The 13879-nt window shown below is 34.7% G+C and carries 10 protein-coding genes; 4 read left to right on the top strand and 6 right to left on the bottom strand.

The features are described 5' to 3' along the window. Window positions 1-35: 35 nt before the first annotated feature. From BWZ20_RS09170 to BWZ20_RS09150, 5 genes are all read right to left on the bottom strand, one after another. Complete coding sequence (locus BWZ20_RS09170; RefSeq protein WP_076619276.1) at window positions 36-551, bottom strand: OmpH family outer membrane protein; 516 nt, start codon at window positions 549-551, stop codon at window positions 36-38. Between the two features lie 212 nt (window positions 552-763). Then, entirely contained in the window at window positions 764-1624 is an 861-nt protein-coding gene (locus BWZ20_RS09165; RefSeq protein ID WP_076619275.1) for a class I SAM-dependent methyltransferase, read from the bottom strand. Window positions 1625-1748: 124 nt separating this feature from the next. Then, window positions 1749-3620, bottom strand: coding sequence for a tRNA uridine-5-carboxymethylaminomethyl(34) synthesis enzyme MnmG (gene mnmG / locus BWZ20_RS09160; protein WP_076619273.1), 1872 nt, complete (start codon window positions 3618-3620; stop codon window positions 1749-1751). 147 nt (window positions 3621-3767) lie between these two features. Continuing rightward, complete coding sequence (gene ybeY, locus BWZ20_RS09155; protein WP_076619271.1) at window positions 3768-4178, bottom strand: rRNA maturation RNase YbeY; 411 nt, start codon at window positions 4176-4178, stop codon at window positions 3768-3770. Next, window positions 4171-7788, bottom strand: coding sequence for a DUF4175 family protein (locus tag BWZ20_RS09150; RefSeq protein ID WP_076619269.1), 3618 nt, complete (start codon window positions 7786-7788; stop codon window positions 4171-4173). The genes ybeY and BWZ20_RS09150 overlap by 8 nt, the downstream gene beginning before the upstream one ends. A gap of 193 nt (window positions 7789-7981) precedes the next feature. Here BWZ20_RS09150 and BWZ20_RS09145 point away from each other — a divergent pair, with 193 nt between their 5' ends. After that, window positions 7982-9025 (top strand): alkane 1-monooxygenase, encoded by a 1044-nt coding sequence (locus BWZ20_RS09145; RefSeq protein ID WP_076619267.1) that lies wholly within the window; start codon window positions 7982-7984, stop codon window positions 9023-9025. Between the two features lie 160 nt (window positions 9026-9185). Next, window positions 9186-10727, top strand: a complete 1542-nt coding sequence (gene gltX, locus BWZ20_RS09140) for a glutamate--tRNA ligase (RefSeq protein WP_076619264.1) — start codon at window positions 9186-9188, stop codon at window positions 10725-10727. A gap of 101 nt (window positions 10728-10828) precedes the next feature. Here gltX and BWZ20_RS09135 read toward each other — a convergent pair whose 3' ends face one another. After that, a complete protein-coding gene (locus BWZ20_RS09135) occupies window positions 10829-11509 on the bottom strand; it encodes a hypothetical protein (protein WP_076619262.1) in 681 nt (226 codons plus the stop codon). Between the two features lie 78 nt (window positions 11510-11587). Between BWZ20_RS09135 and BWZ20_RS09130 the strand changes: the two genes are divergently transcribed. Together BWZ20_RS09130 and BWZ20_RS09125 are read left to right on the top strand one after the other, a co-directional pair. Then, window positions 11588-12520 carry an SPFH domain-containing protein gene (locus tag BWZ20_RS09130; protein ID WP_076619260.1) on the top strand — a complete coding sequence of 311 codons (933 nt, stop codon included), beginning with the start codon at window positions 11588-11590 and terminating at the stop codon, window positions 12518-12520. 6 nt (window positions 12521-12526) lie between these two features. Beyond that, window positions 12527-13879: a hypothetical protein gene (locus BWZ20_RS09125; protein ID WP_076619258.1), complete on the top strand. Its 1353-nt coding sequence runs from the start codon at window positions 12527-12529 to the stop codon at window positions 13877-13879.

Raw genomic sequence — 13879 nt, 5'->3', positions numbered from 1 at the left:
GCTCGGCTAATTTTGCTTTATTTAATAAGTATTAATTACTTTTTATAGTCTTCATTTAAGGCCTTAATTACGGTGTCTGTAATATCGGTAGTTTCTGCTCCGTACATTACTGAATTTGATATGTCACTCGTACCCAAAATAAAGGTATACCCATTAGATTTTCCGTAATTTTTTACAAACGTCTTAAACTTAGACATCGCTGAGTCAATTTCGGTAGTAAACTCTTTTTCTAATGCTTCTTTTTCAAACTGTATTTGCTGTCTTAATAACGCATCTCGCTGCTGAAACTCTTGAGCTAGCTCTTGTTGTTTTTTAGGACTCATGCTTTGCGCTCTTACTGCAGCATTTTGATAATCAAATTCAAATTGCTTTACCAAACTGTCGCGTCTTTTTATATAAGCATCGTTTTTGGGTTTGTACTTATCTTCAATATCTTTTTTAGCTTGATATTCGTTGATCGCTTTTGTTCTGTCTATAAATCCAATTTTTTGTTGCTCCTGGCAAGACGAAAATGAAATTAAAATAATTAATAGGGCAATTGCTCTTTTCATGTTATGATTTAAATTAAATTTTTGCAAATGTATAAAAGTTGAACTGTGTTTGAGTATTTTTTTATGGTATAAAGAAAATCAATTACAAATGGAACAATAAATAACTAATACCTATTAATTTTAAGCTTAAATGAAGCCTTTTAAGCGCTTTTATAATTTCTCTAACCCAACTTATTATTTAACAAGAGATAAGGCGCATAGGAGGGTTAATTCTAATTATCTTTAAATTTTAAGACATAAATATGAGAAGAATACTCCTTAGAACGATTTCCTTTTAGATTTGAGCGCCATCCAATCCAAAATGCTTTGATGGGATTCATAAAGTCTGATTTATATTTTTCTGAAAGTAGACTCACATAATAAGCGTCGAATTTCATTGGTAGTGTTTTTACTAATTTTAATTGTTCGTCGTGAAACAGTTTTTCAATTGACGTTTTTGAAAAATGCCAAAGGTGTCTCGGCACATCATAAGCAGCCCAAAAGTTTTTATAATGTTGCGCATCGTAACTCTTAAAGTTTGGCACAGCAATTACCAAAGTTCCGTTTGGTTTAAGTAAGCGCTTTAAAAGTTTTACTTGCATATCTAAATTTGGCAAATGTTCTAAAACGTGCCAAAGAGTAATCACATCAAAACTGTTTTCTTTTAAAGTTTCTAAATGTTGAATATCAAAAACCGAATTGTTGGATTTAGAATTAGCAATTGTTCTTGCTTGTTCGTTTGGCTCTACTCCAACAACATTCCAATTATTGTTTTTTGCGGTTTCTAAAAAATCGCCTGTTCCACATCCAATATCTAAAAGTGTTTTTTCTTCGGACTGAAATGAATTAATCAGTTTCAGTTTTCGTTTTAAAGAAATCATTCTGACTAAATGATACACTTTTTCAAACAGATTTCGCTTGGCATCTGTGTGCGAAATGTAGTCTTCACTTTTGTAATATTCTGAGAGTTTTTCGCTCTGAGGTTGTGGAAATGTTTCCAACATATCCAATGCCTCATTGTGCAATAATTGAAATTCTTCTCCAGAAACGGAATGATCTTTTACGGTGAGATATGTTGGTTTGTCGTTTATCATTAGTTGGTCATTTCGAGAGCCTCAATGACCAAAATCGGTGGCTGAGGCTCTCGAAGCCACCATCGTTGTTCCACGTGGAACATATATGTCTTTAATTCTTGAAATTCCTGCTTTCGCAGGAATTTTACCTGCCTAAATACACCAATAAAACAGAAATGTCATTAGGCGATACTCCGCTAATCCTTGATGCTTGTGAAATGGTTACTGGCTGAATTTCGGTTAACTTTTGCCTTGCTTCCATACTCATAGATTTCAGTTTTGAATAATCAAAGTTTAATGGGATTTTTACATTTTCAAGGCGATTTAACTTATCTGCATTGTTCTTTTCCTTTTCAATATAACCAGCATATTTAACCTGAATTTCAGTTTGCTCTATAACCTCGGCATCTAAACTGTTTTCAGAAATATAAGCATCTACAGAAGCCACTTTTTGCATATCTTCAATCGTGATATTTGGTCGAGCATACAACTTAAACATCTTATCTTGTTGCTTCACTTTTGCAGAATGTTTTGATTCTAAAATCGGATTTATTTCTTCTGGCGTTACACTTGTGTCTTTAAAAAACTGAACAAAATTTGAAGCTTTTGATTGCTTTTCTTCCATTCGTTTTAATCGCTTTTCAGAAGCTAAACCAAGTTCATATCCTTTGGGTGTTAATCTAAAATCTGCATTATCTTGCCTTAAAAGCGTTCTATATTCTGCACGGGATGTAAACATGCGATAAGGCTCTTCTGTACCTTTTGTAATTAAATCATCTATTAAGACACCGATATAAGCTTCATCTCTTTTTAAAGTAAAAGGATCGCGTTCTTGTACTTTTAAGCTCGCATTTATACCTGCCATTAATCCTTGAGATGCTGCTTCTTCATAACCTGTTGTTCCGTTAATCTGACCAGCAAAATATAAACCCTCAACCAACTTTGTTTCTAAAGTGTGCTTTAATTGTGTCGGAGGAAAATAGTCGTATTCTATAGCATAACCAGGTCTAAAAAACTTCACATTTTCAAAACCAGCTACAGAACGTAGCGCCTTAAACTGAACATCTTCTGGTAAGGATGTTGAGAAGCCATTCACATAAACTTCAACCGTGTTCCATCCTTCTGGCTCTACAAATAGTTGATGTCGATCCTTGTCTGCAAATCGATTAATCTTATCTTCTATCGATGGACAATAACGAGGTCCAACACTTTTAATTCTACCATTAAACATTGGCGATCTATCAAAACCTTCACGAAGTAAATCGTGCACTTCTGGACTGGTGTAAGTCATATGACAAGAACGTTGTTCAGTCAAAGGTTTTGTAACATCTAAATATGAAAACTTCTCTGGATTTTCATCTCCTGGTTGTTCAATCATTTTTGAATAATCCAAAGATCTTCCATCGACTCTTGGTGGTGTTCCTGTTTTCATTCTACCAGAATCGAAACCAAGTTTAATAAGGTCTTCTGTAATTCCTGTAGCAGCTCTTTCTCCTGCTCTACCTCCACCAAAGTTTTTGTCTCCGATATGTATTAAACCATTTAAAAAAGTACCATTTGTAAGCACAACGGTTTTGGCTTTTACTTCAATACCAAGAGAGGTCTTTACGCCAACTATTTTATTGTTTTCTATGATTAACCCAGACACCATTTCTTGATAAAAATCGAGATTAGGTGTTTGCTCTAACAGCAATCTCCAGTCTTCAGCAAAACGCATTCTGTCGGACTGCACTCTAGGACTCCACATTGCAGGTCCTTTAGATTTGTTAAGCATCTTGAATTGAATAGCAGATGTGTCAGACACAATTCCGCTATAACCACCAAGCGCATCAATTTCACGCACAATTTGTCCTTTTGCAATTCCACCCATAGCAGGATTACAAGACATCTGTGCAATATTTTGGAGATTCATTGTAATTAACAACGTCTTACTTCCCATATTGGCAGCAGCAGCAGCAGCTTCACTTCCTGCGTGACCTGCACCAACTACTATTACATCGTAAACTTCATTAAACATTCTGTTCTGCTTTTATCACTTCGAGAGCCTCAGTGACCATTTCAGTTTGGTGGCAGAGGCCCTCGAAGCCACCAAGCAATTGTTCCACGTGGAACAACTAGAATTTCATTAAAAATAAACGTGCAAAGATACATCGAAAACACAAGACTAAGAACGCGTACTCAAATAGTACTCTTCCTTAGAGCGCATCAACTTAGCATCTTCCTCAGTCTTGTCTTTATATCCACAGTAATGCAGAATACCGTGAATCATTACACGTGCCAATTCATCCTCAAAAGACACATCAAAATCTATAGCATTATCTTCTACACGTTCTACTGAAATGTAGATGTCTCCGTGTAGTTCTTTTCCTACCGAATAATCAAAACTGATGATGTCTGTTAACGTGTCGTGATTTAAAAAATCAACATTAATTTTATGCAGATAATCATCGGAACAGAAGATGTAATTCAACTCTCCTTCTTTACAATTTTCTGAATTAATGCTTTTAGAAATCCACTCGGACATCTGTGTTTCCTTCTCTAATTTAAAATCGGTTTCGTAATTAAAACTAATCATTGCTTTTGAAATATTCTTGAATCTTTTTCCTGAAATGATTCTGCAAAGGTAGTGCTTGTCTGTTTAATATTTCTGTAGTGTTAAAGTATTGTTTTGCTGTTGGAATTTGACTTGGATTGTTGGTGTCGAAATCCTTCTTATTTGTTTCAGATTCACGCTTCGTATCCTGACCTTGCATAAAGGTGGCATTTTCCAATTTTAATAATTGATGTTGTACATCCATCATCTTTTGAAGCGTTTGATTTGTGAAACCGTAGTTCAATAAATCCAACTCTATATCTTCCATTTGCTTTATCAATTCGCCAGCAGATTCAATCTTACCTTCCTTAGATAAACGGTCTTCTAGTGCCTGACGTAATTGTTGTTGTTGCTGATAAATTTTGAATAATTCTTCATTTTGTTCTTCTCTTCCACCTTCACCATAACCATCATTTTGTTCTTCCCCATTACCATCTCCATTAGAACCATTTCCGTTTTTACCATTTTTTCCTTTGCCGTCTTTTCCTTTGCCGTCATTTCCGTTTTTACCTTCACTACCTTCTTGATTACCGTCTCCATCCTGTTGGCCATTTTTTCCGTTCTTCCCACCTTTGCCTTGCTGTTCTCCAGACTGTCCATTCTCGCCACTTTGTCCACTCTGTCCTTGCTGACCTTCTTGTCCTTGTTCTCCTGGCTGTTTTCCCTCGCCTTCTTTGCCTTCGTTACCTTCTTGTCCTGGCTTTTCACCCTCACCTTGCTTGCCCTCTTCACCTTGTTTTCCTTGCTCGTTCTTTTTTACACCCTCTTCCATTTGCTTATTAAGCTCTTCTTGACTCAAAATAATGTCTGGAAGTTGTTGCCCTCCTCCTCCGCCAGAGCCCATAGCAGAATTCATCTGCATCTCCATATTATCTAAAACATCACTCAAAAAGCTCGCCAATTCATTACTTGCTGTGATAACATATTGCTGAGAAGACACACCTTGATATATGCGGTTTTCAGTCAATTGACCAAGCGCTTTATCTATATTGAAATACACCTCTGTGATTTGCTCATTTACCTTCTCAGAAATCTTTGGTTGACGCAAAGACAAAGCAAACAAACTATCATCAATGTGCTCAAAGTGCTCTCTTAAATTACTTTGGTTAATGATGTATTTACCGTATTTGTTATTATTAATATCAATACTCTCAAAAGTATTCATCAACGCTTCCTGGTCGAAAGAAAACAATAAAAGATTCTCAAGAATTTGACGTAAGGCATCGGCATCTTCAGAAGCTTGGTCGCCTCCACCACCGCCACCACCAGATAACATTTGCATCATCTGCTCACTCATCTGCTTCATCTTTTTAGCAGCCTTTTTCTGCTTTTCCTGAGCGTTTTGCTGTTGTTCTTGTGCTTCACTAGGTTTACCTTCACTCTCTTTCTCTTCTTTCTTCTCAAGTGCTTCTTTAGCTTCCTTTTGGTCAAACTTCACACCGTCTTCTAAAAACTCATCCACAGGAACATTCATCGGTTTTTGTAAACGTCTGTCCTCTTGTTTTAAATCTTCGATATCTTTTTGAAGCTTTTCGAATTCTTTATTTAATTCGTCTTGCTTTTCATTGGTGTTCTCTTTGTCTTTATTAGAAAGTTCTTCTTGCTTCTTCGCTAAATCGTCTAACTGATTGGCAATTTTTTCAGCCTTTTTCATTACATAAAAACGCTTGGTCAACTCTAAGAGTTGCTTCATACTTCGTTTTTTATTTTTGTTTTGTTTGGCTAATTCTTCAAGTTTTTGGGTAAACTCTTCTTTGTTGATTTTATCTTTCAGCTTTTCTAATTCTTCAAGCAATTTTTCATCTTGCTTTAGCTTTTCTTCGTTCTCTTTAAGACGCTCTTTTAAGTCTTCTTTAAATTGGTCTTCTTTCTTTTCTTCTTGAAATTCTTCTAAATTATCCTGCAGCTTTTTGTTGAAATTTTTCATCAACTGCTCTTGCTGTTTTTGACGTTTTAAGAAGTCTTCAAACTTCTTTTTATCGTTAAAATTAAGTTCTTGCTTTTCCTTTTGGGTTTTAGAAAATTCTTCAAGCTTTTTGTCTTGCTCTTCTAATTTTTCAAACGTTTTGCCAATATCTTTTATCGTTTCATTCTGCTCTTGTAATTGCTTCTGCTCTTCTTCGTCCTTAGTTAATTTTCGGTAACTAAACACACTACTTTTTGTTCGCTTATAATTGTGAATAGCGTCGTTATCATAAACCTCAAAATACAATTGGTAGCTGACGCCTTCTTCTAAATTGAATTGATTTGGAAACGCACTCACAAACTCACTAAAATTAGATTTTGAAATGCTAATCGGTTCGACCACTTTCTGAGTTTCATCTTCTGTTGGATAGTACACCAAATTCAATTTTGACAAGCCAAAATCGTCGCTCGCCTGACCATAGAAATACATACTTTGCTGGTCTAAGGAATCGATTTGCATTTTAATGTTGAGCTCTGGATGTAAATCCTTGACAACCGAAATATTGTAAGCCAGATTTTCGTAATCCTTTAGATTTTCGTTACTGGTTGAAATGTTGTAATTATAGTTTCTGAATAATCGCTTGGTCGCTTCAAAATTGTTATTGTCGTTTTTTGAAAACGTTAAGGTATCTTCGGCATAAATATGGACCGCATTTGTGGCTTTGGTCATTGCTTTCCATGTGACTTTTGTCCCTTCTGGAACAACCGCAGAACCTGTACTTTTTAATACCTCATCTTGCTTTTGTGTGTACGATGGATAGTCTAACAGCATTTCAAAATTGACCAAGTTTGGTGTGTTTACCACTTGTAATTCATACGGTTTTGAATTAACGTCGTTAGCTGATAAACTGAATTCTATATTGTTTTTTGGTAGATTAAACGTGTATTGAAATTCACCTGGTGCAACCTGTTGTAAATAATACGATTGACCGTTGAATTGAATCTGAGCATTCTCTGGAATAACATCTCCTGCGGTTTTTACCTTTAACTTAAAGTCCTTACCTTCAATAGCTTGAAGGTTTTCATTCAGAACAAAAAATTGAAAAGGTGCTGGTGGCTCATAGGCTGTTTTGTAGTTGACTACACGCTCATAACTATCACTAAACCAATCGATTTTTCCTGTGATGTAAGACATCAAAATGATGACCACAGGAATAGCTGCATATTTTAAATACTTAGTATTGGTCTTAAAATTAATTGCCGATTTGAAAGGAATGGGTTGCAATTCTTGCGACTTCTGCTCTATACTTGCTAATAATAAATCGGATTGCTGTGGACTTTGGTTCAGCTGAAGTACATTCAACAATTTATCATTGACTTCAGGAAAATGATTGCCTATTAATTTTGAAGCAGTTTCGTAATCTATACCTTGCCTTAGATTGAATAAATGTGCTAACGGAATAGCAATAAACTTAACAAACAAAGCCACTTCCACAGCTACAAACACCCAAAATAAAATGGTTCTTGCTATTGGGTTGAGCCAAAACACATATTCCACAAATAGCGTTATAATGAGATATAACAAGCCAATGGCGAAAAATAAAATGGCGCCTTTTAGCAGTTCATTAGTATAATATTTTTTAATGAATTGCTGTAGTTTGTTTTTTATGGTTTCGAAATTGCTCATTCTTGGCTGTTATTTCTTTCTGTCAGTTCGAGCGCAGTCGAGAACCTCATTATCTCACAACAAAAACATCTCGACTGCGCTCGATGTGACATTCTAACTTACTAAACTACAATTTTATTTTAATTGATGATTTCCTAAATTTGGTAAGATTGTGTTAATTTAGAGGGATTAACTGTTAATAATCAGCCTATAAATGAAAGACCTTAAATATTTAGCAGCATTTTCAATTCCAATTATGGCAGTTTTAGGACTTAGTTTTCAGAGCTATTGGGTTTGGGCTACACCTATTTTTGCCTTTGTTTGTATTCCGGTTTTAGAACTTATTTTTCCTGTAGATACTACTAATCTTCAATCTGAAGAGGTAGATAGCAGACTAAAACGTAAGATTTTTGATTGGTTACTTTACCTCAACTTACCTATTGTTTATGGTATTGTAATCTATGCTTTGATTTTGGTTGCTCGTCAACCCTTCGAAACTTATGAGTTTGTCGGACTCATTTTTTCCGTTGGTATTGTTTTAGGCGTTAACGGCATTAATGTTGGTCACGAGCTTGGGCACAGACAACAAACCAACGAACGCTTTTTGGGTAAGGCTTTGCTTCTACCCTCTTTTTATATGCATTTTTATATTGAACATAATTTTGGGCATCATCTTCACGCTGCCACACCAGAAGATCCTGCAACTGCAAAATACAATCAAAGTGTGTATTCGTTTTGGTTGACGTCTACGATTAGACAGTATTTTAATGCTTGGAGCATTCAGAAGAAACTATTGAAAAACAACAAGCAATCCTTCTTTTCTTATAAGAATGATATGTTGTGGTATACCATTTTTCAACTGATGTATTTGGTGTTAGTTATAGTTCTTTTAGGAGCTACAGCTTTGCTATTTGCTGTTTGTGCAGGTGTGGTTGGTTTCATCCTACTAGAAACTGTCAACTATATTGAACATTATGGTTTACTGCGTTTAAAAACCAAGTCTGGTCGTTACGAACGTGTAAAAGAAATACACTCGTGGAACTCTAATCACGTTATCGGTCGCATTGTGTTATATGAATTAACACGCCATAGCGATCATCATTTTAAGTCTTCAAAAAAATATCAAATCTTAGATTGCCACGATGATAGTCCGCAAATGCCATTTGGCTATCCAACGTCGATGGTATTGGCAATGATGCCACCTCTTTGGTTTAAGATTATGAATAAGCGTGTGCCGAGAAGCATGGTGTTAAATTAGTTTTCAGTCTCAGTCTTCAGTTCCCAAAACTTTGAACTTTAAACTTTGAACTTTGAGTTTCAAAAATTTATCTTTGCCACTGTTATGGTTGGCACTTGCTTTTGAAGACACTTCGACTACGCTCAGTGTGACAATCAGACTTAATTTTTGAAATTATATTATGTCAAAAAAAGTACGTGTGCGCTTTGCGCCCAGTCCAACAGGACCTTTACATATTGGTGGTGTAAGAACTGCTTTATTCAATTATTTATTTGCCAAAAAACACAATGGCGATTTTGTGTTGCGTATAGAAGATACCGACCAAAACCGTTATGTAGAAGGTGCAGAAGATTACATTGTAAAATCCTTAAACTGGTGTGGTATTCCGTTTGATGAAGGTCCTACTTCGACTACGCTCAGTACAAGCTCTAAAAACGAAAAATTTGGTCCATACAGACAAAGTGAGCGTAAGCATTTGTACAAACAATATGCTGATCAATTGATTGCTGAAGGCAAAGCTTACCATGCTTTTGATACTTCGGAAGAATTAGATGCACACAGAAAACAACACGAAGCAGAAGGTAAAACCTTTATCTACAACTGGCACAATCGTGAAAAAGGACGTTTGGTAAATTCTTTGGTACTTTCTGAAGAAGAAACCCAAGCAAAGATTAATGCTGGCGACGATTATGTTGTGCGTTTTAAATCGCCACAAGATAAAACTTTGCAACTAAAGGATATTATTAGAGGCGATATTTCTATAGATACTAACATTCTTGATGACAAGATTTTGTTTAAAAGTGATGGAATGCCAACCTATCATCTTGCTAATATTGTAGATGACCATTTAATGGAAATCACACACGTTATTCGTGGTGAAGAATGGTTACCATCACTGGCTTTGCACAAATTATTATATGATGCTTTTGGTTGGGAAGCACCAGAATTTGCACATCTGCCTTTAATCTTAAAACCAACAGGAAAGGGAAAATTAAGCAAGCGTGATGGTGATAAATTAGGTTTTCCTGTATTTCCATTAGCTTGGACAGACCCTAAAACCAATGAGGTTTCCAGAGGTTATAAGGAAGATGGTTATTTCCCAGAAGCTGTGGTGAATTTCTTGGCATTTTTAGGCTGGAATCCGGGTACTGAGCAAGAAATTTTCAGTTTAGAACAGTTGGTAAATGATTTTGATTTAGCAAGAGTTAACAAAGCAGGTGCACGTTTTGATCCTGATAAAACGAAATGGTTTAATCATCATTATATGCAACAGCAGTTAGACTTGGAATTGGCAACAGAATTTCAATCAAAAAACATTTTGTTGAAAGATATTGATGTGAATTACATTGCTTTAGTTGTGGGCTTAATTAAAGAACGTGCAACGTTTGTAAGTGATTTTTGGGAATTGAGTCACTTCTTCTTTGTGTCACCTACAGATTATGATGAAAAAGCATCTAAAAAGGCTTTAAAAGAAGGTACCGATGAGATTTTAAATAAAGTGATTGAATTGGTAAATTCAACCGAAGATTTTACGGTAGAAAATCTTCAAGCCAATATAAAAGGCTGGATTACTGACAACGACATTGGCTTCGGAAAAGTGATGATGCCATTACGTTTAGCGCTTGTTGGTGCCTTACAAGGACCAGATGTGTTTAATATTATGCATATGATTGGTAAAGTCGAAACGGTTAAACGTATTGAGGCTTTGGTGAAGACGATTTAGCTTTATCATTACTAGGGATGAGGCGCGAATGACGTGGTAATCTTTTTATTTTGAGATTGCCAAATCACGCTTTTGACGTGATTCGCAATGACAAACAATTACTAAAACGTAATAATAGCAGTAAAGGCAATCATAGACTGGTTGCCTTTAAATTTGTTATCACTTGTACCAACGTTAAGGTCTTCATCATTTAATTTTCCTAAAATATTAGTAAAACCATAAATGTATTGCGCTCTTAGTCTAAACGCACCAAAACCAGCAGACAAACCCACTGCTCCATTTACGTTGAAGTTTGAAATTTTAGAAATATCTTCGGTTAAAAGGGTATCGTAATTAGATATTATATAACCTTCTTTGGAGCTGTCTTTAAGTTCTAAATCTCCGTTGTATTGTAGCATTGGCCCTAAATCTAAGGTTAGGTTACTTCCTATTAATTTAGCATGAAATAAAAATGATAATTGAGCCGTGAGCAACTTGTATTCTACAAATTCTTCTGTTGGATTAACTAATGAAAATGCAGCAATATCCATATGATTTTGAGAAAGCGCAATGTTATAGCTTACATTATACCATTTTTGAGGAATATCTACAGAAGCAGATAAGCCACCTATAAATCCGGTGTTCTTTTTAGTCACAAAATTATCTGTGATAATATCAAACTGTGTTACACCACCTTGCAGACCTATTCCATTTTTTATGGCATAACGCTTATGTTGAGCAATGCAAAGTGTAACAAAAGCCATACAAATAACTACTAATAAGGTATCTCTTTGTTTTTTCATGATTTACTTATCAATTCGAAACAAATATAGCTTAATTTAGTACAAACATATTTATAACCGTTATTTAACAAAATCGCTATGAATTTTCCTATTTACTTAATACCAATTGTTTTTTTTGGACTCGTTATTTTAATTTCTTCTTTTTTTATTGTCAAGCAACAAACTGCAGCCATTGTAGAACGCTTTGGTCGTTTTCAGTATATAGCGCAATCGGGTTTAAGATTAAAAATTCCTTTGGTAGATCGTATTGCTGGCCGTTTGAGTTTAAAAATTCAACAATTAGATGTTATTATAGAAACTAAAACTTTAGACGACGTTTTTGTGCGTTTAAAGGTCTCTGTTCAATATAGGGTTTTAACGCAGAAAGTTTATGATGCTTTTTATAAATTAGACTATCCACATGAACAAATTACATCTTACGTCTTTGATGTGGTGCGCGCGGAAGTTCCAAAAATGAAACTCGATGATGTTTTTGTTAAGAAGGATGACATTGCGTTGGCGGTTAAAGCTGAATTGAATGACGCGATGTTAGATTACGGTTTTGATATTATAAAAACCCTTGTAACAGATATTGATCCTGATGCTCAAGTAAAAGCTGCTATGAACCGTATTAATGCATCTGAACGTGAAAAAATCGCCGCACAGTTTGAAGGTGATGCACAACGTATTTTAATTGTTGAGAAAGCTAAGGCTGAAGCTGAAAGTAAGCGTTTACAAGGTCAAGGTATTGCAGACCAAAGACGTGAGATTGCTCGTGGTTTGGAAGAATCTGTAGAGGTTTTAAACAGAGTTGGTATTAACTCGCAGGAGGCATCTGCTCTTATTGTTGTAACCCAGCATTATGATACGCTTCAGTCTTTAGGTGAAGAAACTAACAGTAACTTAATTTTACTTCCAAATGCACCACAGGCTGGTAGTAACATGCTTAATGATATGGTGGCAAGTTTTACCGCGAGTAACCAAATTGGGGAAGCTATGAAAAATGCCAAAAAGAAAAACGATGACGAATAAAAATTAATGTATTACAAAGACGGTAAATATAAGTCAAAACTTAATTCGCTTGCGGAATCGAGGAGGAGGAGAAATCAAAAAAGAAAAAGTAAGTTTTATAATACTGAAAAACAGCAAAAGTATGTTAAGCACCTGATTGGTGCCGAACGAAGAATTTTAAAGACAAAAAAATCGCCTGCTTACAAGTTTTTGAGTGAAAATGAAGTTTTTGAAAAATTAGAAATTCAGAAAACAATTTTTTTTCCAAAAGTTTTTTCAATTACTGAAAATTACGAAGAGAGTATTTCTAAAATTTATACTGCGGTTTATTCGTATGATGCTCTTTATAACGAAACAGTAAGACTTTCTTTTAAAAAATGTAAAAAGGTTCAGATGATAAGTCTTTTTCTGTTGGAAAATCTATTATTAGAAGTTTTTGAGTACAAACAAAAGCTCCAACCAAAATTAAGATTAAAGATCACTAATCAAATTGAGGTTATAAAATCTGAAAATAATGAAGTAAATAAAAGGTTGTGCATAATTGATAATAAACTTTTATTTGATATTGATATTGATGACAAGGAATTAATTCCTGTTCTGAAAAGAAGGTATGTGGGTCAGAGAACTTCAAAATCCTATGTTGAGAGCAGGAAAAAAAGAACTACCAGAAATATAGTACAATTCTTTAATAAACAAATTAGAAACTGTTCTAAATTTGAATTGACAGAATTAGGTATTAATAACCTAGAAGGTATAATAAGTGAAACAATAGATAATTCCGAGCAACATTCATTTTTTAGAGGAGAATGGTTCGTTTGTGCTTATTTTTTTGAAGATAAGGATATGGAAATAGGAGATAAAGTAGTTGAGGCTCAATTACACTTTTTAAACCTAGGTTCAACTATATTTAAGAGTTTCGAGGAGAGAAAAGTTGAAAATATAGAAATGTTTAGCTTTTTAGATGAAGTATCAGATGAAATACTTTCAAAAAGTAGTAAGTTTGATAAAGAAAATATAGTCACTTTACTTTCTTTAAATGAAGGCGTAAGTAGTTTAAGGTACGAAGACGAAGGTAGAGGTACTGGAACAATTAAGTTACTCAGAGCTTTTTTTGAGATTGGTGATCATGAGGATAAGGAAAGAGGCTTACACCCAAAAATGGCTATTATTTCTGGAAAAACTTTAATTAATATTGACAATAAATACAAATATGTTGTTTCAGATAATGGAAAAATAATAATACCTTTAAATGATAGTAATGATGTCTACAGCCCTCCTAATACCAGTCATTTGAAAAAACTTGAAAAACATTTTCCAGGAACAATTATCAGCCTCAGGGTTTATTTAAATGAAAATAATTTAAAGACAAAATTTAGTTAA

It is taken from the genome of Winogradskyella sp. J14-2 (genome assembly GCF_001971725.1).
In the GTDB taxonomy this organism is placed as follows: domain Bacteria; phylum Bacteroidota; class Bacteroidia; order Flavobacteriales; family Flavobacteriaceae; genus Winogradskyella.
Note: the sequence above shows the minus strand (reverse complement) of the source record. Positions and strands in the feature narration are given on the sequence as shown.

What these genes read in the sequence shown, in the direction of transcription:
- BWZ20_RS09125 (WP_076619258.1), top strand. Translation starts at nt 12,527, where the DNA reads ATGTATTACAAAGACGGTAAATATAAGTCAAAACTTAATTCGCTTGCG.
- BWZ20_RS09135 (WP_076619262.1), bottom strand. Translation starts at nt 11,509, where the DNA reads ATGAAAAAACAAAGAGATACCTTATTAGTAGTTATTTGTATGGCTTTT.
- ybeY (WP_076619271.1), bottom strand. Translation starts at nt 4,178, where the DNA reads ATGATTAGTTTTAATTACGAAACCGATTTTAAATTAGAGAAGGAAACA.
- BWZ20_RS09165 (WP_076619275.1), bottom strand. Translation starts at nt 1,624, where the DNA reads ATGATAAACGACAAACCAACATATCTCACCGTAAAAGATCATTCCGTT.
- gltX (WP_076619264.1), top strand. Translation starts at nt 9,186, where the DNA reads ATGTCAAAAAAAGTACGTGTGCGCTTTGCGCCCAGTCCAACAGGACCT.
- BWZ20_RS09130 (WP_076619260.1), top strand. Translation starts at nt 11,588, where the DNA reads ATGAATTTTCCTATTTACTTAATACCAATTGTTTTTTTTGGACTCGTT.
- BWZ20_RS09170 (WP_076619276.1), bottom strand. Translation starts at nt 551, where the DNA reads ATGAAAAGAGCAATTGCCCTATTAATTATTTTAATTTCATTTTCGTCT.
- BWZ20_RS09150 (WP_076619269.1), bottom strand. Translation starts at nt 7,788, where the DNA reads ATGAGCAATTTCGAAACCATAAAAAACAAACTACAGCAATTCATTAAA.
- mnmG (WP_076619273.1), bottom strand. Translation starts at nt 3,620, where the DNA reads ATGTTTAATGAAGTTTACGATGTAATAGTAGTTGGTGCAGGTCACGCA.
- BWZ20_RS09145 (WP_076619267.1), top strand. Translation starts at nt 7,982, where the DNA reads ATGAAAGACCTTAAATATTTAGCAGCATTTTCAATTCCAATTATGGCA.